Raw genomic sequence first — 22,439 nt, 5'->3', positions numbered from 1 at the left:
ATCTGCCAGCCTCTTGCCGCTCATTGCCCGCAAGCAGCGCCTGGGAGGACACGGCGGCACCGAAAATCAGAACCAAAAAAAAGACCCACCATCTAGGATGGTGGGTCGGATTTAGCGTTACTTTATAGGTAGCTCTGCTGAGCGTTTATTTGGATTGCAGCGGCTTGCTGTTTTGGTCTGCACCGTACTTCACGCGCCTGAACTCATCTTTGATGGCAGCTACAGCCCCCATCAATGGCGCGAAGAAGATTCGTGGTGCCTGCCTTGCAGCGTTAGCGAACTCAGACCCAAATGATTGATTCATTCAGCAAACTCCTTGATTGCCCGGGCTGCCCCAATGCAAATAAAGACGAAGAAAAGACCAGCATCTACAAGCACAATGGCATGTTCGAGAAGCCCGAGAATTAGCAAGGTGAAATCGCTTATCCCAAACTTAGCCAAGTATTGGACCAAATGGTTGAGCAAGACTGCTGGCACCATGATGATCAAGAAGATGATAGTACCGACGAAGCCATGGGCTCCGAAGTGAGCGATCGGGCTCCACCAAGGTTTTTTGTGCGTTTTGGACATCTGTTACTCCTGAAAGGACCTGGGGCGGTCGTTGAGAAATCCCATAGGCCTTCTTGCGGTAGACCTAGCCCCTGGAGATGCGTAACGCGGGTCTGTAATCGGCAGGCACAAAAAAGCCAGGCATAGCCTGGCTGGGTTGATGGGTGGACACATCTCGATCAGCTCTGCCGGGCCTGCCGCAGCCGACCTGGTGTGAATTTGCCTGAGAACGAGAAGCCGAGATCCCTAACTCTCTCACGGACCTTCAGCTTGTTGGATTTGTCACCCCGCTCCTTGTGGAGCTCGACATGCTCTGCCTCCACCTGGAGTAAGAATTCGACGTCCTTCTGACACAGCTCCAAGGACTGCTCCAGTTTTTTTCGGTCCGAAAATTTCTTTCCGATCAGAGCGGCCGAGGCAGCAGCCAGGACAGTACTGGTGACAGCTGCAAATGCATTTATCAAAGCGGATTGAACTGCAGGATCGTTGATTGCGAGAAGCATGATGGCCCCCTGAAAGTTAACTTGCTCCAAGGGGATGCTTCACAGAAACCAGTAAACCACAGGCACAAAAAACCCGCTCGATCGGCGGGTTCTTTGTGAAGGTCAGTGCTTGGGGGTGGTCTTGGTTGAGCGGTCGCCTCCGCCGGCCTTGGCCATTTCAGCCTTGATGGCTTTATAAGCACCCACCAGAGGCGCAAAATAGATGCGCGGAGCCTGTTTTGCAGCACTCAGAAATTCAGAAGTAAAAGTCATCGATTTCATGTTCGCCCCCTCTCTGGGAAAACTAGTGACTAATGTATAGCAAATTAGGTTGACGGCATCAAGCGCCTGAAACAATTTCATCGAGCAAAGAAAAACCCGATTCGCCTAAGCGAACCGGGTTTGAGTAGCGTTTAAGGCGGCACCTCACCAATCAGATCAGTAAAGCCAGTGATCCAGTTTGGAATTTCTCGGGTTCCGCGCAAACCGCCTCGTCCATGCTGGCTTGAGCTGATCGCGACGGAAAGTTAACCACGTTATTGCGGGATGACATGAGTGCCCGCCCTATTTCCTCACCCACTGAAACAAACTTAGGAAAGCAGACGCTCTGACCACATATTTCATGACCAATCGTTTCAGAAACCCCATCGGTTAACCCTGCAGGAATGCCTTTGAGCCTTTCATGTTCCGCTTTAGTAAAGAGCCTGCTGAGTCCTGGATTTTCGGGATGCAATATGAAGGGTTCGGTACTTCTGCCCTTCTTGTACAACCAAGCGTGCCACAACCAGATTCATTTCCTGTTAGTAATTGCCTCGCGAAACCCTTGCCTTCAGCCTTGTCTCTTTTCTCCTTAGTTGCCAAGTATTCATAGGATTTCCAAGATTCGTCGTCGAGAGGAATGTCATCAAGTATTGCATTGATGCATGTCTCTCTCACCTTGTTCACCTTCAGATTTTCAAACGAGAAAGAGTCCCCAATACCGGGAGTTATTGCCACAACGACCAAGCGTTTCCGGTGCTCCAGCGTCCCGTAGTCCCATCCATCAAGGACTGCTTCATGAACTCTGTATCCGAGGTAGATAAACACACTTCGGATAGCCGCCATGGAAGCTGTATTTGCGTACTCCCCAACATTTTCAATCAGCGCAATACAAGGGTTGACATGACGGAGCCAGTTGAGATAGTCCACGAAAAGCGCGCCTGCGTCAGCATGCTCCTCTGCAAAAGTCAGTTTATTTTTAACCTTACCGCTCTTTGACGCTGCTATACATGGAATCCCTCCAAGCAAAACCTCACATTGCGGCGTATTTTCACTTAGATACACATCCCGAACATCAGAGTTGATCGCAATTGAATCCTCTGTCCAAATTTCAGTGTTATTCCGCATTGAGCAGTCGAGATACTCGCTTTCTAGCTCAACACCGACTTGTAAGAACGAGCCTACACCCGACCGCATTAAGCCAGAGTGCACTGCGGCATCTAAGATCCCACCGCCATGAAAAAGACTACATACAGCGAGCTTCTGGCCACGGTCCAACTTTTCTTTCATGCGCTTGAGGCGCTCGCGGATCTTGGTTTGAATCTGCAAAGCAGTGATCACAATCCGGCCACGACGAATCGCAACGCGGACCTTATGATCATCTTCAAAGACTTCACGAATTTGCTCTGAACGCAGGTCGATTACTGGATGAACAACCCCATTGCGCTCACGTTTTGATACGCTGATGCACTTTCCGGCGAAGCCGGATTGAACCTCAATTAGCTCTAGACGTCGGGCAACCTTGTCAGACTTAATCGAGTATTTATTGCCAATCTGAACACCCGCTGTCAGCAGGTGACGGCCCTCCATGAAGACACGTGAAACGCCTTTCGATTCGCCAATTGTTGCGTTGATGATGGTGGTCATTGTGCTGCTCCAAGTAGTCGACACAGCTCCCCTGACGGGGACTGAGCCCGATCGGGGAAATGACAAACTGGTTGTCCGTACACACCTGGAATGCGGAACAAGGCTCCATACTTTTTCGAGCAAAAAAAAGCCCCCGCCACGGCGGAGGCTTGATGTCCTGCTTGATTCAGATGGACGCCGGCACTTCCTCCCCACCCAGCGCGTCGTACAGAGCCGGGAGGAATTCGGCGAATGTCATCATCATCAACACGAACGTGGCGTCAGCCTCAGCCAGGGCATCCTCTCCCCCTTCCTGGGCAGCCTGCTCTTGAAGCAGCTCTTCGAACTTCAAGCGCCTGATCACAAGCTTGTCGTCCAGGACGAAAGACAATTTGTCCTGCCAGGCCAGCGACAGCTTGGTCGCGACCTTGCCAGTGGCCAGGTGATTTTTGATTTCGTCGCTGGTGAGATCCTGCCGTTTACAGCGAACTGATCCCCCATCTTCATGTGTGTCTTGCAGTTCACATTCGTCCAGGACGTGGAAGCCTTCGCTCGCCTGGCCGGTCTTAAGCCAGTCAGTGAGGGTCGCGCTCGGGGCGATCTTCACAGTCACCGGGCGCACCGGCAGGGACCCCATTACTTCACGGAGCGTGGAGAGCAGATCCTCTGCACGTTTGGCGCTCGCATTGTTGACGATGATCAGCCCGAGCTTGGGCGCGATGGCCGCTGTGATCACACCCCGACGGATAAACGCCTTCGGCAGCATGGCCTGGATCGTATCGTCCTTGATCTGGTCACGCTCTTTCTTGTAGACCTTGCGCTGCTGGGCGCTCTCGATCTCCTCGACCTTCTCCTTCACAGCATCATTGACCACGCTTGCCGGCAGGATGCGCTCTTCCTTCCGAGCACTGATCAGGAAGAAATTCCCGCTCTGGTGAACGAGTGGAGCATCCTCCCCCTTGCCCAGCGGCGCGATGAAGCCATAGGTGACCAGCTCTTGCGAACCGCACGGCCGTGCCGGCTTCGACGCCAGGGCGGCTTGGAGCGTATCCGCGGCGAATTCAATATCTTGGGTCAGACGGTAAACGGTCAGATTCTTAAACCACATGGTCATGCCTTGTTAGGTGATGTCGGTGATGACAGCGCCCCTATGAGCGCAGTCTTGAGTAATTGAGGTTGAAGCAGCTGAGCGATATCTGCCGGGAAGGTGGGCTGTCGATCAGCCGGCAGCCGCGTAGCGGAGGCAATCGATCTCTTGAGCTGGGTTAGGCCGGTCGAGCCCTGCCCACCATCCTCCCCACTCCTCACAACTGATCGGTCGCGATGTACCAGGTGCCCCTTCTACGCAGAACTTGCCTAAGTCCGACGACCAGGTGACCACCAACAAGGAGGCATCGATGCCCTCCTTCCCGCTCCAGTTCCAAAAATGGCCGGCACTTTCGGGTACCGCCTGTGACCAGATGCGCGGCGTACTGCCCTCAGTAGCCCGCTGGCGCTCAGTAGGCGCATTTTCAAAACGGTTGGATGGTGAGCTGCCGAAAGTCGCGAGAGAGCCTTCAATGGCCGCCTGCTGCAGCCAGGGCATCGGAGAGTTCATGTACGCGATGTAGTTGGCAAAGAGATTCGCGGTGTCACGCACCCCTACCGCGGTCGCGTACTTCAAGAGTTGGGCCGCCTGCGCTGGTTGTGGCGCTGCGAGGAGCTTTCGCAAAAACACCGCTTCTGCCGCTGAGAACTGATGGCTGCCGGCATGGCCGCTGGCTCCTGGTGGAACACTGAGCCCCGCGGCATGCGCCTCGATCATGGCCCGGTCGACCTCAGCATCGAGCGATTCGCCGCTCAGCAGCGCGTCTATGCCGATACGTACCATTGGGGTATTGGCTTTCCCGGTTCGGAGGGCAGGGCCACGCAAGTAGAAATAGCGCTGGGCGGCCTTCAAGAGCAACGCCGCAATGTCGGCAGTGCCGGCGCCAGTTGCGCCAGGAGCTACATCAAGCAGGTTCCCCATGGCGGTCGTCCTTCACTGCGCGCTGGCGATCGACAGTCGCGGCAGCTGCTGCAGACCTGCCTTCGGTGTTTCGTTGCCCTGAGCTGCCTTGATCTGCGCCAGCTCTTGCTCCAGCTCCTCGCAACGCCGAGTTACCTGCGCCAGCGTGCGCACCGTCAGGTCGCCATGCTCATCCTGCTCGATGCTCAAGTCCAGGCGGGCAATGATTTCCGAGTTCATGCTGCGGTGATTGTCTCTCGCGATTTCAGCGATCTTCTCTCGCATGCCGTCAGGCAGGCGCACCACGAACTTATCTGCTGTGCGGGATGTATTGCGGGGCTGGGACTTTGGCATGGGGAATAACCTCAATATGGCGAGCTGGCGATGTCTCAGGTGAAAAGTGATTACGCTGCGCGAAGGTGCCGGGATTTGTTTTCGCGGCTCTCCTTGGCCTCGACAGTCAAGAGAGAGCGCGGTGAGGAGAGTAAGCGACGGAGGCCGATCGGCTCGCCGGTGTCTTCGCACCAGCCGTAGCTACCGTCTGCAATGGCAGACATCGCCTGTTTGATATCGCGCAGACTTTGGTTCTCGCGTTCGATGCTGCCCAGGATGGACTGGCGCTCTTGCTCGATCAGTGCTGCGTCGACTTCATCAGGAGCTTTTTCCAAGCCCGTCAGGTCGATGCGCAGCTGCTCGATCCGCCCCGTGGCGGTAGCGCTTTCGCTCACCAGCAGGTTTTTGAAGAACGCTACTTGCTCAGGGTTCATGTACTGGTCGTCGGGCTGTTGCAACAGTTCCTGAGGGGTCATCGATTGGGCCTCGTGATTGGTTGGGTCAATGTGCCTGGCGCCAGCGTCTCGACGATCGATACGGCAGGTTGATGGCACCATGCTGTCATTTTCACACGCACCGATATTAAGGCCAGTATCCGAAACGCACAACAGTAAAATTACACATACGTGTTATGCATGCAGAAAAATATTTTCTGGCCGAACGTCCGGGTATTCTGCAGGCGTAAAAAAACCCCAGCGCTAGGCGGTGGGGTTTGGGTGAATCGTTATGCCGCTTCCGGCTGAAGGCTTCGTTTGTCCACAAAGATCTCCTGCACGAGCTGAACTCGGTCAGGATTCTGCTGCGCGAATTGAGCAAGAGCGGCGCCCGGGCTACCACCACCACAGCGGAACGTCTGGAGCCCATCTTCGTTTGGCATCGAGTAGACCAGCAAGAACGCGGTGTCCTCGTGATAGCGGTTGGCTGCGTAGTCGACAGCTTTCCCTGTCAGACCGGCCATTTCAACAACCCACTGCAGGGTTTGAGCTCGAACCTCAAGCTCGATCATCGCCTCCTCGCCAGTGCGGGGGAACTGAGCCTGCGACAAATCGCGGCCCATGTAGGCTGTCTTCGCTTTTTCGAACTGACTGAGCACAAGATGTGCGAAATCACCGAACTGGAACGCCAGCTTGGCCCGCAGAAGGTCCAATGGCTGATAGAAGTCAGGAGCTTTCCAATCAGCTGGTACACGGCCTTCAGTGGAGACTGCTACTGCTTGGTTTGGGTTAGTCATGGTGCGGCACCTCATGTGCGTTAAGTTTGTAGGTGGAGATGGCCCACACGGACATGTATGACGTGAGGCCTCTCCCCTGCCGCTGGGTGCATGGTGCCGGCATGCAAAAGGCTCACGCCGCTTGCACGTCCAGGATATGTAGATCTGCAGGGACGCTCACGACATCCCCAAGCCACCGCCGTACGGCGTCCCTCTGAGTGGCGACTGGGCAGCCAGGCTCAGCGCTCATCATGAAACCAAATGCCTTGAAGCTCGCTTCACGCATGGCCCATTCCAAGCATCGTCCGCTCAGATCTTCGACGAACACGGTCTGGTAGGAATGGTCTGTTCTGCAACGACCAAGCAAGCCCGGTGCGGTAGCCCGGGCGAGTAGCGCCGAAGCGCCGGCGGCGAGCTCAACGCCATTCTCATCGGTTACCACCCAATCCCAGTGGTTCGCCGCGACGACGTCACGCAGGCTGAGCTGGGGCTGTGAGAGGTGCGATTTGGCCATGTCGAGCGCATGCTGCGCATTGGCTGCAGCGAACAGTTCGCCGGTGACGACTCGGAATGCTTTCAGGCGGAAAGTGTCCGCGGCATCGGGGTATTGCTGGGTAGGTTCGGTATGACGCATGGTGGGCTCTACGCAAATTGCTTCAGTGGTAATGGGCGCTTTCATAACCGCCACCTCAGCCAACACCTGCTCGCACCATCCGTACCTTCACCCCTCGCTGCTCGAAAGCCTTGGCTACGCGCCCTTGGCGATCGTCTTGGCCATCGCCGAAGACGATGGCGTGAGTCACCCCGCCTGGCAGGGTGTCGGGGGTCGGATGCCTAGTCACCGAGGCCAACGGGACATTCAATTTCTTGCTTATCAGCTGGCGGTAGCGCTCACCCGTGATTGAGCAGTCAATGACGACCTGGTTCACCTGGTGATCAATGATGAGCTTGGCGATCCGGTCAGCTTGAGCAGTGTCGATCGCGGGGCCCGGGGTGCTAATGAACAGCTTTGAGATGACCTGGGCCGCAGCCTTATCAGCCTCTCGGATGAAAGCCAGGAGCTGACCGCAAGCATTGCAGCTGTATAGGGCCGTCCGCCTGACCATGCTGTTGTGCCTTTTGGTCGATAACCGGAATGTTCTACCTTCACACCCGCACTGGTACAGGAACTCCCTCTTCACCGATCTCGATGTGTCAAGCTGGTGACATCTGTCGGCCTGGACCTTGAACACCTCAACCATAATCTGAGTCCATTCGGCCCCGTGCGGATCGACCTCTGCCCCCCATACCAGGTGAGTGACATAGTGGGCGACCTCATGCGGACAGATTTGATCGAGGTACTCTGAGAGATTCTCTCGCGCCAAAATGCGGTTGAACCGGAACTGCAGGTCGTAGCACCGGCCAGTTCCCTTGTCTTTGCGGTACCTGAACATGCCACCGGATTTACCAGTGAGGTTAAACAGGACCGGTATCTCTGGAATGTCACGGGAAAGATGAGACGCCGCCAGCCCCAGGCACTCTGTGACACGGGCCCTGACAGCCTTCAGTTCGTCGACGGGGAGCATCAGGCTTCAGCCTCTGGCAGCACCTGGATACTCAGCTGGGTTTTACGAGCAGAGGAAGGTGTATGCATGGCTGAGGGGGGTGGATTTAGAGAATTAAAACTGTCGCAAAGAGGCCCAGTTTCCGTGGCCTTCAGCCCGATTCGGAGTAAACGCAAAACTGTCGCGAGCCCCCAAAACCGTTGACTCGGACAAATGCGCCAGAGAATAAAAACTGTCTAGCCCAGTAATGACGGGCCTTACAGCCACCTCTGAGATTTCAGGAGTGGATGTCCTGCCCGCTATTCGGGTTGAACCCAGCAGCCCGGGCTCTCACTGTCGAAGAAATCGACGTCAACTGGCCCCAGGTCATCCTGAATGATTTGGTAAGCCATGTTGCAATAAGGCTGATATCCCCGAAAGACTGAGACGGCTACGCGCTCAATGCCCGTCCCCTTCATTCGCTTGAGCAAATGCCTGTCGTGCTCCCCCAAGCCCCAACCGAACAGTGTCAGTGTCTTCCGGGGCGCCGTAAGCACCTCTCGATAGACAGTCGACAGGTAGTAGCTATTTTGAATCGAAGCTACCTTCTGACGCATGGTTCCTTCACTGACAAACAGCGGTACCACACGCTCGTTTTTCCACTCCTGAAGAATGGCTTCCAGCAAGCCGCCGCCCAATGCGCGGATCTTGAACTCTTCCTCTATGTTGTTGCGGCATAAAGCTAAGCTGCCATGGGGGTAGAACACCAACGTATTCACTCGCTCCTTGTACAGCTTCCGGAATCGACGCCAGTCGTCATCGAATACCCCGCCATCGACGAAGCAGTCTTTGAACATATGGCCGTCCGGGATGTTGAGACCATAGGCCACCGTCCAGTAAACCAGCAGGTCATAGTTTAGCGACAAGACCGTGTCGAACTCCTTCAGATACCGGTACATGTTCGGCAGATGATCGGTGATCTGGTGATATTCAGGGTGAACATCCCGCACTGCCTGGATCAGGCAATCCCGGACGCGCACGTAGGCTTCGTGGGTACGCTGATCTGGGATCTCCAACGATTTGTTGACGTTGGATGCTTGCCAGACGACCCGCAGAATTAGCTCAAAATCTTCTGTCTCAAAAAACTCGAACAGACGCGCCACGTCGTTCTGGAGCAGCTCATTTTCCCTGACATGTTCTAGCAGTGAGCGGTACGCAAAACTCTGCGACACAGCGATACTCGCGCCGTTGCCCAACAAGATGGTACCGCGCTGATAATGCTGAGCTATTTCTGCCCATGGCTTTACGGGGTATGGCATAGAGGCCACCTTCGAGTTGTGATCGCAGGATCATATCTCTGATGGTTCCATCGAGTCTTCTAGGCCGCCGACGTGTCTTCGCAACACGCTAGCTCAGATTCAAGCCCTGGTGACGAAACGCTCAGCGGCCGCTCAAATGGACCCTTCAAAATGGACCTCATGTTCTAACGCGGCATCGGGATTTGGGATAAGAAGCTTGTAGGAGCCTCAGGCCGACAACCCTCGCCACCGAAATCAAACCGCCAATATCCCACGTCATGCCACGCACCGAGTTTGAACCCGACCTGCGAAAACGTACCGATGTGCTGAAAGCCGAGTCGCTCATGGAGACCCACGCTTCCTTCGTTCGGTAAAGAAATACCCGCGTATGCAGAACGATATCCTAGCTGCTTCAGAACCGGCAGGAGAACGTCATAAAGCTGCCGGCCAATCCCACTCCGACGCTGCCCCTCTGCAACGTAGACGGTCACATCTACCGCCCACCGATATGCCGCTCGCGCTCGATGCTGGCTAGCATAGGCATAACCGACCACCCGACCTTGCTGCACAGCCACAAAATATGGATAGGTATGAAGCGTCGTCTCGATACGCTGGCGCATTTCTTCCGCGCTCGGCGCTACCTCTTCAAACGAGATGGCAGTGTGGAGCACAATCGGAGCGTAGATAGCCTGTATGGCTGCAGCGTCTTCTGGACCAGCAATACGAATCTCGATTCCGCTATGCATCCGGCTGCTCCAAGCTGTTCAGGTATTCCACTACTTCGTTTACGGTGCTGCGCGCGGTACGGGTGACGCCGATCAGCGTCGCCGAGGCCAGGGCGGTCCAGTCGCCATATCCGACCAGCCAGAGGCGCGGCTCGCGAATAGAGCGCGACCCGTCAACCTCGACCTTACCGCTGTCATCCAGCACGTCCAAGTCCCGCAAGTGATCCAGAGCCGGCCGGAAACCGGTACACCAGATCACCGCATCGACCTGGGTTTTCTCACCATTGGGCCAGACGACCCCGTCAGGCGTGAATGAGACAAAAGGCCTTACAGACCGTAGGGCTCCTCGCTCGCGGGCCCGGACCACCGGGGGCACCATGACTATATCGCCAAGCCCGCCGACCGGTACGTTGATAACACGGCCCTCCTGTTGAGCCTTGAGGCGCTCGGTAGCCCGCTCGAACAGCACCCGGCCATCGACATCATCAGGCAGAAACGCCGGCTCCTCCGTGGTTACCCACGTTGCGTCGGCGACCTCGGACAGCTCCGCATAGATTTGCGCCCCCGAGTTGCCACCACCAACGACCAGCACGCGCTTTCCTTGGAAAGCCTCTGGTGACTGATAATGGGCGGAGTGAATTTGCTGCCCCCCGTACAGCTCTATCCCCGGATAAACCGGAACATAGGGTTTGCTCCAAGTCCCCGTTGCGCTGATGACGGCACGGGCTTCCCAGTCGCGGTCCTTCGAGCGAACACGAAGGCCACGCCCGGTTCGCTCCACCGCCGTAACGCTGACGGGGCGAACGATAGGAAACCCGTAGCGCGCCTCGTACTGCTCCAGATAGCTGACCACGTGATCCCTATCGGGATTACCTTCGGTGACTAGCGGCATCGGCCAGCCCGCGATCGAGCTCCATGCTGAGGGTGAGAATAGCGTCAGCGAGTCCCAGCCATGGCGCCACGCCCCGCCCGCAGCCTCTTCGGCGTCGAGCAGCAGAAACGACAACTTGGCCCGCTTGAGAAAATAGGCCACCGTAAGCGCGGACTGCCCGCCGCCAATCACGATGACATCGAGTAGTTCGCCGTCGGTGGCCATGGTCTCTCCTGTCTGGCTGGAGCGCTCAGTCTTCGCCGAATTGGTTGATGTAGTTGATGTGCGCAGGCTTCTGAATCGCCCGTGGGCGAAGCTCCTGCACCCAAGCGATCGCCTCGCGACGCGGCATTCCGGATTCGATCAGCAGACGGGCAGCGAACAGCCCGGTGCGACCGGAGCCGCCCTTGCAGTGGATGGCCAGGGCCTTGTTGGAAGCGAGCAAATCGTCTAACTGGTGGCGAATCTCCCCCAACCGAGCCTCGAAGGTTTGATCAGGAGCCTGATCATCCTCGATCGGCAACTGGTACCACTCCAACCCATACTGCCTGGCCGCGACGCCAAGCTCACCAACGCCGTTTTCCTGAAGCTCTGTATCCGACATCAGGGTAACCAGCGCCACGGCGCCAGCCTGCTTCAGCGTCTTCAGGCTTTCAGCAAGATCGCTGGCCTGGGTGCCCGGGCAGGGTGTGAAAATTAGCGCTCCTGGGGCATGGGGCAGCGATTTCATCGAGTAGGGATGTGACATGCTCATGACCTCAAATGGACCGCAGATTGACTCGCTTGGACAGCTCTTCCGCCGACTCCTTGCGCTCGGAGTAGCGATCCACCAGGTAATCCTGGCGGTCGCGCAATAGCAGCGTGAACTTGGTCAGTTCTTCCATCACATCAACCAGCCGGTCATAGAAGGAAGAAGGTTTCATGCGCCCGGCATCATCGAACTCCAGGAAGGCTTTTGGAACCGACGACTGGTTAGGGATAGTGAACATGCGCATCCAACGGCCCAGCACGCGCAATTGGTTCACCACGTTGAACGACTGCGAGCCACCACAAACCTGCATCACCGCTAATGTCTTGCCCTGGGTCGGACGTACGGCGCCCATGGCCAAAGGTACCCAGTCGATCTGCGCCTTAAAGACTGCGCTCATAGAACCGTGACGCTCGGGCGAGCACCACACCTGGCCCTCGGACCATTGCATCAGCTCGCGGAGTTCCAGCACCTTCTCGTGGGAGTCCGGAGCGTCATCCGGGAGCGGCAGGCCGGAAGGGTCGAAGATACGGGTTTCGGCGCCGAACTCTTCCAGCAGGCGCGCAGCTTCCTGGACCATCAAGCGGCTGAATGAGCGTTCGCGGGTCGATCCGTACAGCAGCAGGATGCGTGGTTTATGCGTGGAGGGATCCTTCGGCTCCAGACGCTCCAGCGACGGCAGATCGATCAGTTCTGGCTGGATATTTGGCAGGTGGTCGTTCATTTCAGTCTCCATTGATCCAGGGCCTACAGCGCGCCGATGCGAGCAAGTTCGGCTTTCAGTTCGTCCTGGCTCAGTTGCGAGAAGGGCAGCGCAATGAAAGCGCGCACGCGCTCATCGATCTTCGCAAGTGTGGTCTGGAAGGCTTGTTCGATTTCCGCCTCACTGCCGGTAACCGCCGAAGGGTCGGCCAGGCCCCAGTGGGCTTTGAGCGATGGACCGAAGAAGATCGGGCAGGCTTCGCCGGCAGCTCGATCGCACACGGTGACGACTATGTCGGGAGGAGAGCTCTCGAAGACATCCGAGGCCTTGCTTGAAAGACCAGCGGTGGGGATACCGGCGGCTTCCAAGGTCTTCAGCGCCCGCTCATTGACCTTGCCGCTTGGGAAGCTACCCGAGCTCACAGCTTCCATACCCTCGGGGGCCAGATGATTGAACAGCGCCTCGGACAGGATGCTGCGGCAGCTGTTGTGGGTGCACATGAACAAGACTTTCATCAGATATCTCCGGTTCAAAAGCTCAGGCGTATGGCCAATGCGGCCAAGGTGGCAAGCAGGATCGGCAGCGTCAGGACGATACCGGTGCGGAAGTAGTAACCCCAGGTGATAACGATGTTTTTGCGGGCCAGCACGTGCAGCCACAGCAAGGTGGCCAGGCTGCCGATTGGGGTGATTTTCGGACCGAGGTCACAGCCGATGACGTTGGCGTAGATCATGGCCTCACGCACGATGCCAGTGGCCTCGGCGGAATGGATCGACAAAGCTCCTACCAGTACAGTGGGCATGTTGTTCATGACCGACGACAGGCCAGCGGCGAGCAGCCCCGTCCCGAGGGATGCGCCCCAGACCCCGTAGCCGGTGAAGACATTGAGGATCTGCGTCAGGTAGTCGGTGAGGCCGGCATTACGCAGGCCATAGACCACCAGGTACATGCCAAGCGAGAACACCACGACCTGCCAAGGCGCGTCCTTGAGCACCTTGCGGGTTGAGATCACGTGCCCATGCGCAGCGATCAGGTAGAGGATCAGCGCACAGGCAGCAGCGATGGCGCTGATCGGAACGCCCAGCGGCTCGATGGCGAAGAAGCCGACCAGCAACAGCGCAAGCACCCACCAGCCGGCAACGAACGTCGCCTTGTCGCGGATAGCGGCTTCGGGAGCCTTCAGTTGGTCGAGTTCATAGGTTCGCGGCAGGTCCTTGCGGAAGAACCACAGCAGCATTCCCAGCGTGGCGGCGATACTGACCAGGTTCACCGGCACCATGATCGAGGCGTACTCGCTGAAACCGATGCCAAAGTAGTCGGCGGAAACGATGTTCACCAGGTTGGACACCACCAGCGGCAGGCTCGCGGTATCGGCGATAAAACCTGCTGCCATGACAAATGCCAACGTCGCCGCCGGGGAAAAACGCAGGGCAAGCAGCATGGCGATAACGATCGGCGTCAGGATCAGCGCTGCGCCATCATTGGCGAATAACGCCGACACTGCTGCTCCCAGGAGAATGATGAAAGCGAACAGCTTGCGGGTACTGCCGTTGCCCCAGCGGGCCACATGCAACGCTGCCCATTCGAAGAAACCCGCCTCATCCAGCAAAAGGCTGATGATGATGACAGCGATAAACGTTGCGGTGGCGTTCCATACTATCTGCCACACCACTGGGATATCAGACAGATTCACTACGCCCGCCAGTAGCGCCACGACCGCCCCTAGACCAGCGCTCCAGCCCACCCCCAGACCCTTTGGCTGCCAGATCACCAGAACGATCGTTGCGAGAAAAATCAAAAATGCGATGAACATGGCTCAACTCAGTCAGCGAAGTGAAAATCAAGCACAAGCAGCAGGGCTTTGTGGACGCTCGCCCATTTCAGCAAGGCGCACAGCATCGGCGCTTAGCCACTGGGCGTTTGCATCGACAACACTCTTGAGCATCATCTGCACCCATTCTGGCAAGGACGGATTGAGGCGGTAATACACCCATTGTCCCTGCCGCCGGTCCATGAGGATTCCGGCTTCTCGCAATTGAGCAAGATGCCGAGAAATCTTCGGCTGGCTGAGGTCGAGTGCGCAGGTCAACTCACATACGCATAGCTCGCCTTCACTGGCGATCAGCAAGGTCATCCGGGCTCGTGTTTCGTCAGCGAGACATTTAAAAACGATGGGGGGGGTTAGGGTTTCCCGCATTTGACCTCCTGGGGAACGCAGCACGGGCGGCTCATATCTGGAGGCTCGAATATATGACCATTCAGATATACGGTAAAGCAGATATTAATTCACTGACCAGATGACCGAGTCACAGTAGGAGGCAAAATCCAGGGTTCGCGCCCTTATCCGGATATTGATTCCCTTCCCATCGAGTCCACGATGAACCACCCTGAGATGTCTCTCCGATTGCTTGGTGCCGATCAGATCCAGGGGTTGGATGAGTATCTTTCCGCAGCCGGCTTGCCTACCCCGGACCTTCTGCAGCACGACCGCATGTTCTATTCCTTTCACCGTGGAGAAACGGAACTGGGATATGGGGCATCGAAGGATGGCCAGGCTCGTCTAATTCGTTCGCTGGTTGTGGATCCTGGGAAAGAGGATCCGGGGTCGGTACCTTGCTGCTTAGAGCACTTGAACGCATAGCCGAAGCCGACGGGGCTTAAAGCCTCTGCGGACCACAATTGCGCCCGATTTATTCGAGGCTCGGGGATATGAGCGCAGAGAGCGATCCCTAGCCCCTAGGGTGATTTCCAACTCCGCAGAGTTTGAAAAGCTCTGTCCCGTGTCGGCTTTACCTTAGGCACCCGCAAACTGTCTATGAGGGAATAGCGCTGTCAACCCAGCACAGCCTTACAAAGATGTAATGCCTGGATCACATGGATGACAGCTACCGGGCCTTAGGCTGCAGTCATGTTTTCATGGAGTAATTGAAATGATCAAAGCCAAATGCATCGCCGGCCTACTTCTCTTAATCGCCTCCTCATCCGCTTTTTCCGAAGGAGGTTCTGATCGTTTGCACGGAAAAATGATTCAGGCGAATGAGCAGGCTATGCGTGCATACGCAGCGGCCAATGGAAAAAAGCCACCTGAGGTGATCCATTATCGCTATGGAATGAAGCTGGACGTGGCGAGAGTCATCAGCAGGACTTCGACCAACGGCAGCTGCGACGTGATGCCGGCACAGATGAATTACGAGGACTCAACAGGAGAGCTGAAAATCCTTGAATATCGCACTGCCGGAATTAACTGCAGGGGTCAAAACTGACCGAAGCACAGGTTAATTCTTGAAGTCAGCTGATCACCAGTAGCGCCAGCTGATCGGCCGCCAGGGGGCTTGTGATCGACCGACCGAGGTCTTCCCTAAGTACTTTGCAAAAGAACGACGGTCGGTCGAAATTAATTAGGCAGCCATTGCTTCGCAGGATTGTGCGCAGGCCAAACAGGCTTGTGCGCAATGCTGACAGTGGTCTGCCGTGTGCTTACTGCACTCCTCCCCGCAGGCGCGGCAAATCCTGGCGCACAACGCACAAAATTCCTTGGCGAGCATGCTTTCTCGTGCCATCAAGGTAGCCGCCAGCCTGCACATATCTGCGCAATCCCTGTCCAACTTGATGCAGTCAGCCATCATTTTTACGTCCTGCTCTTGCAGGCAGGCTGACGCGCAGCCTTCACAGGCCAGCGCACAGCGCAGGCATTCCGAGATGCATTCATCAAAGCTACTGTTCATGATCATATCTCCGGTATCGGGTCGATGTGATGCCAGTGCACCGTCTCATGACGGTATGTAGCGTTCGACCTGAGGGGTTCCTGAAGATTGATTACATTTCTGTAAGCTTGTCCGAATCATCTCAGTATGAAGGCGTGCCCGATCATTCAAGGCTTTTCAATCACTGCTTCTGGATGCTCACGATTTTCGCGGAGCTTCCCTCCATGCGGAACCCAAATTTCACCTTGTCGCCTACGTTCAAGCCCTTCAGCTGTGCAGGCTCAGATTGGAAGCCCATGGTCATCGCCGGCCATTTGAGCTCTGCTACCGGGCCGTGCGCTAAGGTGATTTTCCCGCTTTGAAGATCCAGCGCCTTTATTGTCCCCTCAGCATGCGCAGTGGGAGCCGCCTGGCTCCCTTGGCCCCCCTCGGCGGAGGCTGGCATTTTCTTCATGTCCATACCATCCATGTCCTGGGCATGCACACTGGTGGCAAAAGCGGTGACCAGGCCTGCGATGACAATTAGCTTTTTCATTGGATTTCTCCTGAGAGGTTGGGGGTAGTTACAGCAAGTTCGCGGCGACGGATCAGCCAGTACGCCGCAGGGATTACAAAAAGGGAAAGCAAGGGGGCGGTGAGCATGCCGCCCACCATGGGAACCGCGATGCGGCTCATGACCTCGCTGCCGGTACCGCTGCTCCAGAGGATGGGCAGCAAGCCTGCAACGATGACCGCCACAGTCATTGCCTTGGGCCTGATGCGTTGCACCGCGCCCTCACGGATCGCGTCGAGCAGCGCTGTTCGTGTGGTTTCGCCTTTGGCTTGACGCTCAGCCCAAGCGTTATTCAGGTAGATGAGCATGATCACTCCGAACTCCGCCGCTACGCCGGCCAGGGCAATGAAACCAACGCCTGTGGCCACCGACAGGTTGTAGCCCAGCAGGTACAGCAGCCAAACGCCTCCGGTCAGCGCGAACGGTAGTGTGCCCATGATGAGCAACGCCTCACCGAGGCGCCCAAAGGTCAGGTAGAGCAGCACGAAGATGATGGCCAGCGTCGCCGGCACCACCCAGGCCAGACGGGCATTCGCCCGCTCCAGGTATTCGAACTGGCCGGAGTAGCTCAAGCTCATGCCTGGATCGAGCTTCACCTCGCTGTTGATCGCCTGACGAAGGTCTGCCACAACAGACGATAGATCCCGGCCGCGCACATCGATGTACACCCAACCCGAGGGGCGAGCATTCTCGCTCTTAAGCATGGGCGGGCCATCAGCGATACGTATGCGGGCCACGCTGCCGAGCGTCAGCTGACCGCCCTGCGAGGTGTAGATCGGCAGCTGACGCAACGCCTCCACGGAATCACGCCATTCGCGTGGATAGCGCACGCTGATGGGATAGCGGGCCAAGCCTTCAACCGTTTCTCCAATGGTTTCGCCACCAATGGCGCCAGCCACGAGGGCCTGTACGTCGGTGATGTTCAGACCGTAACGGGCAGCGGCATGGCGATCGATATCCAGATCAATGTAGCGGCCACCAGTCAAACGCTCCGCCAGCGCCGAAGTCACTCCAGGAACCTTTTTCGCTGCCCGCTCCACAGCGAGGGTAGCCCGGTCTATCTGGTCTAGGTCGCTGCCGGCCACCTTGACGCCTATTGGGCTCTTGATACCGGTGGCCAGCATATCGATGCGGTTGCGGATGGGCGGGATCCAGATGTTGGTCAGCCCAGGCACACGCACAGTGCGATCAAGCTCCTCGATGAGCTTCTCCGTGGTCATTCCTGGACGCCACTCACTCTTGGGCTTGAGCCGAACGATGGTCTCGAACATCTCCAGCGGTGCCGGGTCGGTAGCGGACTCGGCGCGGCCGGCTTTACCAAAGACACTGGCCACCTCGGGAACAGTTCGAATCAGACGATCCGTTCGCTGCAACAGCTCTGAAGCTTTCTGCGCCGAGAGTCCAGGCAAGGCTGAAGGCATGTAAAGCAGATCACCTTCATCGAGCGGAGGAAGGAACTCGCCCCCAAGATGATTCAAGGGCCACAGACTGCTGAGCAGGATGAGCAATGCTCCAGCGAGGGTAACCAGAGGCCGGCGCAGGACGACCTCTAATGCCGGACGGTACAGCCGGATGAGGCCCCGGTTGAGCGGGTTGCGCTGTTCCGCAGGCAGTGGCCCTCTGATCCAGTACCCCATCAGCACCGGAATCAGGGTCACCGATAGCGCAGCCGCCGCTGCCATTGCGTAGGTCTTGGTAAAGGCCAGGGGTGCGAAGAGACGCCCTTCCTGGGCTTGCAGCGTGAACACCGGGATGAACGATAGCGTGATGATCATCAGGCTGAAGAATAGTGCCGGTCCTACCTCGACGGCCGCCTCTGTCATTACCCTCCAATGCGCTTCGCCTCGCAAGGGTTGACCAGGATGCCGGGCATGCCAAGCCTCAACACGTTTGTGGGCGTTCTCGATCATGACCACGGCAGCGTCCACCATTGCACCGATGGCAATAGCGATTCCGCCAAGGGACATGATGTTGGCATTGATACCCTGATGACGCATGACAATCAGCGCAATCAAGATTCCCACGGGAAGCGACACGATAGCCACCAACGACGAGCGCAGGTGCCAGAGAAACGCTGCGCATACCAACGCCACTACTACGAATTCCTCGATCAGCTTGTGACTGAGGTTCTCCACGGCACGGTCGATCAACTGGCTGCGGTCGTAGACGGTGACAAGCTCCACCCCGGCTGGCAGGCCTTTCTTCAGGGTTTCTAGCTTGGCCTTGACGTGCCCGATGGCCTCACGAGCATTCTTCCCGCTGCGCAGGATCACCACCCCTCCTACGGCTTCGCCGAGGCCGTCCAGTTCGCCTATGCCTCTGCGGGCTTCCGGACCTATCTGCACCGTAGCGACGTCGCCTAATGTCACCGGCACGCCCTTGGTAGCCAGTCGCAGCGGTATCGCTCTGAAATCATCCAGCGATCGCAGGTAGCCGGCCGCACGTACCATGAACTCCGCTTCGCCCTGCTCCAGTACACCGCCACCGGTCTCCTGGTTGGCCTTGCCTATAGCCTCAACCACCTCAGCCTGGGTGATACCGAGGCTGGCCATGCGCAGCGGATCGAGGACGACTTGGTACTGCTTGACCATACCGCCGATGGTGGCTACCTCAGCGACATCCGGCAGGGTCTTGAGCTCATAGCGCAGGAACCAGTCCTGCAGGCTGCGCAGTTGCGACAGGTCATGGCCGCCGTTGCGATCGACCAACGCATACTGATAAATCCAGCCCACTCCGGTGGCATCCGGGCCCAGTACCGGCTTGGCTGCCTCAGGTAATCGCGATTGCGCCTGGCTCAGGTACTCAAGCACCCGTGAGCGCGCCCAATACAGATCGGTGCCGTCCTCGAACAGCACGTAGACGAAGCTGTCACCGAAGGCGGAGAAACCGCGTACCGTTTTGGCCCCCGGAACCGAGAGCATGGTTGTGGTCAGCGGATAGGTCACCTGATTCTCAACGATTTGGGGAGCCTGGCCTGGGTAGGACGTGCGGATGATCACCTGCACGTCCGACAGGTCGGGCAAGGCGTCGATTGGCAGGCTACGCACCGAGACGAAGCCCCATGCCACCAGAAACAGCGTGGCGAGGAGCACCAGCACACGGTTGCCTACCGACCAGCGGATCAGTTTGGCAATCATGGTTGGCCCTCCACCACGTTGATCTGCTCAACTACCATGCCCTCGTCGCGTTCGCGTATGCCAAAGCGAATCTGCGCACCGACCTTGAGGCCATCAAGGAGAGACTGATCAACCACAGGAAAGGTCATGGTCATCCCTGGCATGCCCAGGGTGATGAAAGGACCGTGGGCAACGGTGAGCTGGGTGCCGTCTATCTGCACGACACGGCCATCCGCTTCATGCAGGGCTGGCCCCGCATTAGGCTGACTATCCTGCGCCGTCGCCGCCTCGATGCCTTTCAAATTAGCGTCGGAGTCCAACAGGAATTGCCCGGACGCGACGATGCGCTGTCCTGGCTGAAGGCCCTGCAACACCGCAACTTTCCCTCTGCTCTCCTGGCCCAACACGACTTCCACCGGCCGGAAGCGACCACCGTCTTCAGCCAGCATCAACAGGTCTCGCTTGCCGGTGCGGATGACCGCCTCGGCAGGCACCAAGAGGCTTTGCTCGGAAGACTCGCCGGGATGGAGAGCCACTTGAGCGGTCATCCCAGGACGAAGCCGTCCATCCGGGTTGGGCAACTCGATACGCAGGCGCAACGTGCGGCTCTGCAAATCGGCATCGGCGAGCAACGCGGTCAACTTGCCCGGTATGGGATCGCCTGGGAACGCTGGCAATTGCGCCCGCACAGGCTGGCCTTCGCGAAGACCTTGAGCCTGGGCTTCCGGCACAGCCGCTTCCAGCCAGACGTTGGCCACTCCATTGATCCTCGCCAAGGTAGCCCCCGGCGTCAACGTCATTCCGGGTCGCAAATCGAGAACCTGGATGACTCCGGCCGTGGGTGCGGAGAGTGTGACCGAGAGCTGCACCTTCCCAGTGCTCGCGACCCGGTTGATCAGGTCGGCCGGCATGCCGGCGAGCACAAGCCGCTGTCGTGCCGCCGCCGTCAGCTGCGTGTCGCCGGAATGCCGCAGCGCCAGGTATTCCTCCTGCAAACCAGCCCACTCCGGGGTTAGCACATCGGCTAGAGGAGCCCCTTTGGCAACGATGTCGCCCGTCGCTCGACCATAGACGCGCTCGACGTAGCCGCCAGTCCGGGCCTGCAATACGCTGAAGTCGCGTTCGTCGAACGTTAGAACGCCGCTCACACTCAGGGTCCGTTCTAGCCGGCCAGCCGTCACCGTCGCCAATCGAATCCCAAGGTTTTGCTGGAGCCCAGCCGAGACCTGAACCGCAGGCTGCTCCTCGCCAGCCGTGTCATCCGAATACTTGGGCACGAGCGGCATGTCCATGAACGGCGATTTTCCGGGCGCCGGGAAGTGCTGCTGGGGATACATCGGGTCATACCAGTACAGCGCTTTTTTTTCCTCACCTACTGGCTGGGATGAGGAATACGCACCTCTTCCACCTAGCCAGAAGCCCGCGCCTATCCCAATAGCAAGGGCAGCAGCCACGAGCAAACCAATCGACCTATTCCTCATGCCCGCACCTCTCCATAAACGAAATGCAGACGCGCTGCTGTTGCCGCCAACTGTCCTTGCAGGTCCACATCCTGTAGCAGCGCTTCCACACGCTGCCGGCGTGCCGACAGCACTTCACTCAACGGCGAATTACCGGCGCGGTAGTCCGCCAGAGCGAGGCGTACCCGGTCCTCGGCCAGGGGCAAAAGTGTTTCGCGACTGCGCCGTACAGCCCGTTGCAAGCGTTGGTACTCGGCAAGGTCTGTTTCAAGCTGAGCTTGATGCTCGCGCAGGGCAGCGTCCTGCTCATTTTCCAATTGGCGAACTTGTGCGCGTCGTGCCGCAATCATTGGGTCTTGCCGGGAGCTGGTGAACAACGGCAACTGGAAGCTGACTTGCAGGCTGACCATGTTGCTGAAGTCCGGACCACGGCGCTGATAATCCACCCCCCAGGACCAATCCGATTTCTTTTCCGCCTGAGCCTGGTGTACCTGGGCTTGAGCCTCGCGTGTCATGGCGTTGTAGGTATTGAGCTCCGGATGGGCATGGACGGAGTGCAAGTATTCAGCTGCATCTACAGGCCAGACAGGGAACGTCGGCGCGCCCACTTCGGCGTCCTGCCCAATCCAGCGCTTCAGCGCGGCTCGCGCCTGAGCTGACTGACTCAACAGAACGTCTTTCTGCTCGTCCAACTGTGCCAATTCCTGTTTGGGAGCCAACGTATCGGCCGTTGAGCCTGCGCCTCCGGCCAGGCTGGCCCGCACCGTGGAAGCCAGCAGCTGGTTTTCTTTGTAGAAGGCGTCGAACTGTTCAAGCTTTCGCTGCACGGTGTATGCAGCCACCCAAGCCTGTGCGGTTGCCGCCCGAACTTTCAGCCGTTCGAACAGCGCCTCGGCATCGGCTCGCTCGACCGTGGCCTGCGCTGTCTCTATGCGAGCTTTGCGTTTGTCCCGGTTCGGTACTTCTTGGGACAGGCCAACCACCTGCATGGTCATGAAGTCTCTGTTCATGCTCCAGCGGTCGGTGCCTTCAATCGGCAGGTTCTGTACCCCGAGATTCAGGCGCGGATCGGGTAGTTCGCCCGCTGGAATGACTGCGCTGCGCGCAGCTGATGCCTGCTCCTGGCGGGCCTGTAGAGAGGGAGCGTTGCGTTCAGCCAGTTGCAGCGCCTCATCCAGCGACAGCGTTGCAGCCTGTGCCGAGACAGCCGGCAGCAGTATGAACAGGACGGCCGTGGTTATCCGTCCCTGAAAACGTTGGGGAGTCATGAAAATGATTCCTCGAAAGATCAGC

General features: G+C 57.7%; 25 protein-coding genes and 1 pseudogene. 1 reads left to right on the top strand and 25 read right to left on the bottom strand.

Annotated features, from left to right (window positions below; genetic code table 11):
- Positions 1-145 precede the first annotated feature (145 nt).
- The 20 genes and pseudogenes from ACI2KG_RS15630 to ACI2KG_RS15535 form a co-directional block, all read right to left on the bottom strand.
- Positions 146-304 (bottom strand): hypothetical protein, encoded by a 159-nt coding sequence (locus tag ACI2KG_RS15630; RefSeq protein WP_023383713.1) that lies wholly within the window; start codon positions 302-304, stop codon positions 146-148.
- Positions 301-570: a hypothetical protein gene (locus ACI2KG_RS15625; RefSeq protein ID WP_023383712.1), complete on the bottom strand. Its 270-nt coding sequence runs from the start codon at positions 568-570 to the stop codon at positions 301-303. Before ACI2KG_RS15625 ends, ACI2KG_RS15630 begins: the two co-directional genes overlap by 4 nt.
- A gap of 158 nt (positions 571-728) precedes the next feature.
- On the bottom strand, positions 729-1,052 hold the full coding sequence (locus ACI2KG_RS15620; protein WP_041925835.1) for a hypothetical protein: 324 nt from the start codon (positions 1,050-1,052) through the stop codon (positions 729-731).
- Between the two features lie 102 nt (positions 1,053-1,154).
- Positions 1,155-1,313 carry a hypothetical protein gene (locus tag ACI2KG_RS15615; RefSeq protein WP_156342200.1) on the bottom strand — a complete coding sequence of 53 codons (159 nt, stop codon included), beginning with the start codon at positions 1,311-1,313 and terminating at the stop codon, positions 1,155-1,157.
- A 369-nt stretch (positions 1,314-1,682) separates the two neighbouring features.
- Positions 1,683-2,936, bottom strand: a complete 1,254-nt coding sequence (locus ACI2KG_RS15610; RefSeq protein WP_258373848.1) for a DNA cytosine methyltransferase — start codon at positions 2,934-2,936, stop codon at positions 1,683-1,685.
- Positions 2,937-3,102: 166 nt separating this feature from the next.
- Positions 3,103-4,023 (bottom strand): recombination-associated protein RdgC, encoded by a 921-nt coding sequence (rdgC, locus tag ACI2KG_RS15605; protein WP_023383708.1) that lies wholly within the window; start codon positions 4,021-4,023, stop codon positions 3,103-3,105.
- Between the two features lie 111 nt (positions 4,024-4,134).
- The gene (locus tag ACI2KG_RS15600) at positions 4,135-4,923 is read right to left on the bottom strand and encodes a hypothetical protein (protein WP_110765415.1); all 789 of its coding nucleotides are present in this window, start codon (positions 4,921-4,923) and stop codon (positions 4,135-4,137) included.
- A gap of 183 nt (positions 4,924-5,106) precedes the next feature.
- Positions 5,107-5,256 (bottom strand): annotated as a pseudogene (locus ACI2KG_RS15595) (Arc family DNA-binding protein); the annotation flags it as partial.
- A gap of 50 nt (positions 5,257-5,306) precedes the next feature.
- The gene (locus ACI2KG_RS15590; RefSeq protein WP_023383705.1) at positions 5,307-5,711 is read right to left on the bottom strand and encodes a TraR/DksA family transcriptional regulator; all 405 of its coding nucleotides are present in this window, start codon (positions 5,709-5,711) and stop codon (positions 5,307-5,309) included.
- A 248-nt stretch (positions 5,712-5,959) separates the two neighbouring features.
- Positions 5,960-6,466, bottom strand: coding sequence for a hypothetical protein (locus tag ACI2KG_RS15585; protein ID WP_023383704.1), 507 nt, complete (start codon positions 6,464-6,466; stop codon positions 5,960-5,962).
- A gap of 112 nt (positions 6,467-6,578) precedes the next feature.
- Positions 6,579-7,124: a hypothetical protein gene (locus ACI2KG_RS15580; protein ID WP_176483548.1), complete on the bottom strand. Its 546-nt coding sequence runs from the start codon at positions 7,122-7,124 to the stop codon at positions 6,579-6,581.
- Positions 7,125-7,134: 10 nt separating this feature from the next.
- The gene (locus tag ACI2KG_RS15575) at positions 7,135-8,010 is read right to left on the bottom strand and encodes a SprT-like domain-containing protein (protein ID WP_023383702.1); all 876 of its coding nucleotides are present in this window, start codon (positions 8,008-8,010) and stop codon (positions 7,135-7,137) included.
- A gap of 278 nt (positions 8,011-8,288) precedes the next feature.
- Positions 8,289-9,287, bottom strand: a complete 999-nt coding sequence (locus ACI2KG_RS15570) for a DUF4917 family protein (protein ID WP_060519736.1) — start codon at positions 9,285-9,287, stop codon at positions 8,289-8,291.
- Between the two features lie 164 nt (positions 9,288-9,451).
- Entirely contained in the window at positions 9,452-10,012 is a 561-nt protein-coding gene (locus tag ACI2KG_RS15565; RefSeq protein ID WP_060519738.1) for an arsinothricin resistance N-acetyltransferase ArsN1 family B, read from the bottom strand.
- Entirely contained in the window at positions 10,005-11,087 is a 1,083-nt protein-coding gene (locus ACI2KG_RS15560; RefSeq protein WP_101195987.1) for an ArsO family NAD(P)H-dependent flavin-containing monooxygenase, read from the bottom strand. Before ACI2KG_RS15560 ends, ACI2KG_RS15565 begins: the two co-directional genes overlap by 8 nt.
- A gap of 25 nt (positions 11,088-11,112) precedes the next feature.
- Positions 11,113-11,616, bottom strand: coding sequence for a cyclin-dependent kinase inhibitor 3 family protein (locus ACI2KG_RS15555; RefSeq protein WP_082422063.1), 504 nt, complete (start codon positions 11,614-11,616; stop codon positions 11,113-11,115).
- Positions 11,617-11,620: 4 nt separating this feature from the next.
- A complete protein-coding gene (arsH, locus tag ACI2KG_RS15550; RefSeq protein ID WP_060519744.1) occupies positions 11,621-12,334 on the bottom strand; it encodes an arsenical resistance protein ArsH in 714 nt (237 codons plus the stop codon).
- A gap of 23 nt (positions 12,335-12,357) precedes the next feature.
- Complete coding sequence (locus tag ACI2KG_RS15545) at positions 12,358-12,828, bottom strand: arsenate reductase ArsC (RefSeq protein ID WP_031314387.1); 471 nt, start codon at positions 12,826-12,828, stop codon at positions 12,358-12,360.
- A 14-nt stretch (positions 12,829-12,842) separates the two neighbouring features.
- Entirely contained in the window at positions 12,843-14,126 is a 1,284-nt protein-coding gene (locus ACI2KG_RS15540) for an arsenic transporter (protein WP_060519746.1), read from the bottom strand.
- Positions 14,127-14,153: 27 nt separating this feature from the next.
- Entirely contained in the window at positions 14,154-14,510 is a 357-nt protein-coding gene (locus tag ACI2KG_RS15535) for a metalloregulator ArsR/SmtB family transcription factor (protein WP_060519748.1), read from the bottom strand.
- Between the two features lie 733 nt (positions 14,511-15,243).
- Between ACI2KG_RS15535 and ACI2KG_RS15530 the strand changes: the two genes are divergently transcribed.
- Positions 15,244-15,576: a DUF2790 domain-containing protein gene (locus ACI2KG_RS15530; protein WP_039614978.1), complete on the top strand. Its 333-nt coding sequence runs from the start codon at positions 15,244-15,246 to the stop codon at positions 15,574-15,576.
- A gap of 135 nt (positions 15,577-15,711) precedes the next feature.
- Here ACI2KG_RS15530 and ACI2KG_RS15525 read toward each other — a convergent pair whose 3' ends face one another.
- The 5 genes from ACI2KG_RS15525 to ACI2KG_RS15505 form a co-directional block, all read right to left on the bottom strand.
- Positions 15,712-16,038 (bottom strand): four-helix bundle copper-binding protein, encoded by a 327-nt coding sequence (locus ACI2KG_RS15525; RefSeq protein ID WP_101195988.1) that lies wholly within the window; start codon positions 16,036-16,038, stop codon positions 15,712-15,714.
- 160 nt (positions 16,039-16,198) lie between these two features.
- Positions 16,199-16,552, bottom strand: a complete 354-nt coding sequence (locus tag ACI2KG_RS15520; protein WP_060519755.1) for a copper-binding protein — start codon at positions 16,550-16,552, stop codon at positions 16,199-16,201.
- Positions 16,549-19,707, bottom strand: coding sequence for an efflux RND transporter permease subunit (locus ACI2KG_RS15515; protein WP_060519757.1), 3,159 nt, complete (start codon positions 19,705-19,707; stop codon positions 16,549-16,551). The genes ACI2KG_RS15520 and ACI2KG_RS15515 overlap by 4 nt, the downstream gene beginning before the upstream one ends.
- Entirely contained in the window at positions 19,704-21,167 is a 1,464-nt protein-coding gene (locus ACI2KG_RS15510) for an efflux RND transporter periplasmic adaptor subunit (RefSeq protein WP_101195989.1), read from the bottom strand. The genes ACI2KG_RS15515 and ACI2KG_RS15510 overlap by 4 nt, the downstream gene beginning before the upstream one ends.
- Positions 21,164-22,414, bottom strand: coding sequence for a TolC family protein (locus ACI2KG_RS15505; RefSeq protein WP_060519761.1), 1,251 nt, complete (start codon positions 22,412-22,414; stop codon positions 21,164-21,166). The genes ACI2KG_RS15510 and ACI2KG_RS15505 overlap by 4 nt, the downstream gene beginning before the upstream one ends.
- Positions 22,415-22,439: the final 25 nt, after the last annotated feature.

The organism is Pseudomonas sp. NPDC089407 (assembly GCF_044900445.1).
Taxonomy (GTDB): Bacteria; Pseudomonadota; Gammaproteobacteria; order Pseudomonadales; family Pseudomonadaceae; genus Aquipseudomonas.
The sequence above is the reverse complement of the archived record's forward strand: the minus strand, read 5'-3'. Positions and strand labels throughout refer to the sequence as shown.

What these genes read in the sequence shown, in the direction of transcription:
- ACI2KG_RS15630 (WP_023383713.1), bottom strand. Translation starts at nt 304, where the DNA reads ATGAATCAATCATTTGGGTCTGAGTTCGCTAACGCTGCAAGGCAGGCA.
- ACI2KG_RS15625 (WP_023383712.1), bottom strand. Translation starts at nt 570, where the DNA reads ATGTCCAAAACGCACAAAAAACCTTGGTGGAGCCCGATCGCTCACTTC.
- ACI2KG_RS15620 (WP_041925835.1), bottom strand. Translation starts at nt 1,052, where the DNA reads ATGCTTCTCGCAATCAACGATCCTGCAGTTCAATCCGCTTTGATAAAT.
- ACI2KG_RS15615 (WP_156342200.1), bottom strand. Translation starts at nt 1,313, where the DNA reads ATGAAATCGATGACTTTTACTTCTGAATTTCTGAGTGCTGCAAAACAG.
- ACI2KG_RS15610 (WP_258373848.1), bottom strand. Translation starts at nt 2,936, where the DNA reads ATGACCACCATCATCAACGCAACAATTGGCGAATCGAAAGGCGTTTCA.
- rdgC (WP_023383708.1), bottom strand. Translation starts at nt 4,023, where the DNA reads ATGTGGTTTAAGAATCTGACCGTTTACCGTCTGACCCAAGATATTGAA.
- ACI2KG_RS15600 (WP_110765415.1), bottom strand. Translation starts at nt 4,923, where the DNA reads ATGGGGAACCTGCTTGATGTAGCTCCTGGCGCAACTGGCGCCGGCACT.
- ACI2KG_RS15590 (WP_023383705.1), bottom strand. Translation starts at nt 5,711, where the DNA reads ATGACCCCTCAGGAACTGTTGCAACAGCCCGACGACCAGTACATGAAC.
- ACI2KG_RS15585 (WP_023383704.1), bottom strand. Translation starts at nt 6,466, where the DNA reads ATGACTAACCCAAACCAAGCAGTAGCAGTCTCCACTGAAGGCCGTGTA.
- ACI2KG_RS15580 (WP_176483548.1), bottom strand. Translation starts at nt 7,124, where the DNA reads ATGAAAGCGCCCATTACCACTGAAGCAATTTGCGTAGAGCCCACCATG.
- ACI2KG_RS15575 (WP_023383702.1), bottom strand. Translation starts at nt 8,010, where the DNA reads ATGCTCCCCGTCGACGAACTGAAGGCTGTCAGGGCCCGTGTCACAGAG.
- ACI2KG_RS15570 (WP_060519736.1), bottom strand. Translation starts at nt 9,287, where the DNA reads ATGCCATACCCCGTAAAGCCATGGGCAGAAATAGCTCAGCATTATCAG.
- ACI2KG_RS15565 (WP_060519738.1), bottom strand. Translation starts at nt 10,012, where the DNA reads ATGCATAGCGGAATCGAGATTCGTATTGCTGGTCCAGAAGACGCTGCA.
- ACI2KG_RS15560 (WP_101195987.1), bottom strand. Translation starts at nt 11,087, where the DNA reads ATGGCCACCGACGGCGAACTACTCGATGTCATCGTGATTGGCGGCGGG.
- ACI2KG_RS15555 (WP_082422063.1), bottom strand. Translation starts at nt 11,616, where the DNA reads ATGAGCATGTCACATCCCTACTCGATGAAATCGCTGCCCCATGCCCCA.
- arsH (WP_060519744.1), bottom strand. Translation starts at nt 12,334, where the DNA reads ATGAACGACCACCTGCCAAATATCCAGCCAGAACTGATCGATCTGCCG.
- ACI2KG_RS15545 (WP_031314387.1), bottom strand. Translation starts at nt 12,828, where the DNA reads ATGAAAGTCTTGTTCATGTGCACCCACAACAGCTGCCGCAGCATCCTG.
- ACI2KG_RS15540 (WP_060519746.1), bottom strand. Translation starts at nt 14,126, where the DNA reads ATGTTCATCGCATTTTTGATTTTTCTCGCAACGATCGTTCTGGTGATC.
- ACI2KG_RS15535 (WP_060519748.1), bottom strand. Translation starts at nt 14,510, where the DNA reads ATGCGGGAAACCCTAACCCCCCCCATCGTTTTTAAATGTCTCGCTGAC.
- ACI2KG_RS15530 (WP_039614978.1), top strand. Translation starts at nt 15,244, where the DNA reads ATGATCAAAGCCAAATGCATCGCCGGCCTACTTCTCTTAATCGCCTCC.
- ACI2KG_RS15525 (WP_101195988.1), bottom strand. Translation starts at nt 16,038, where the DNA reads ATGAACAGTAGCTTTGATGAATGCATCTCGGAATGCCTGCGCTGTGCG.
- ACI2KG_RS15520 (WP_060519755.1), bottom strand. Translation starts at nt 16,552, where the DNA reads ATGAAAAAGCTAATTGTCATCGCAGGCCTGGTCACCGCTTTTGCCACC.
- ACI2KG_RS15515 (WP_060519757.1), bottom strand. Translation starts at nt 19,707, where the DNA reads ATGATTGCCAAACTGATCCGCTGGTCGGTAGGCAACCGTGTGCTGGTG.
- ACI2KG_RS15510 (WP_101195989.1), bottom strand. Translation starts at nt 21,167, where the DNA reads ATGAGGAATAGGTCGATTGGTTTGCTCGTGGCTGCTGCCCTTGCTATT.
- ACI2KG_RS15505 (WP_060519761.1), bottom strand. Translation starts at nt 22,414, where the DNA reads ATGACTCCCCAACGTTTTCAGGGACGGATAACCACGGCCGTCCTGTTC.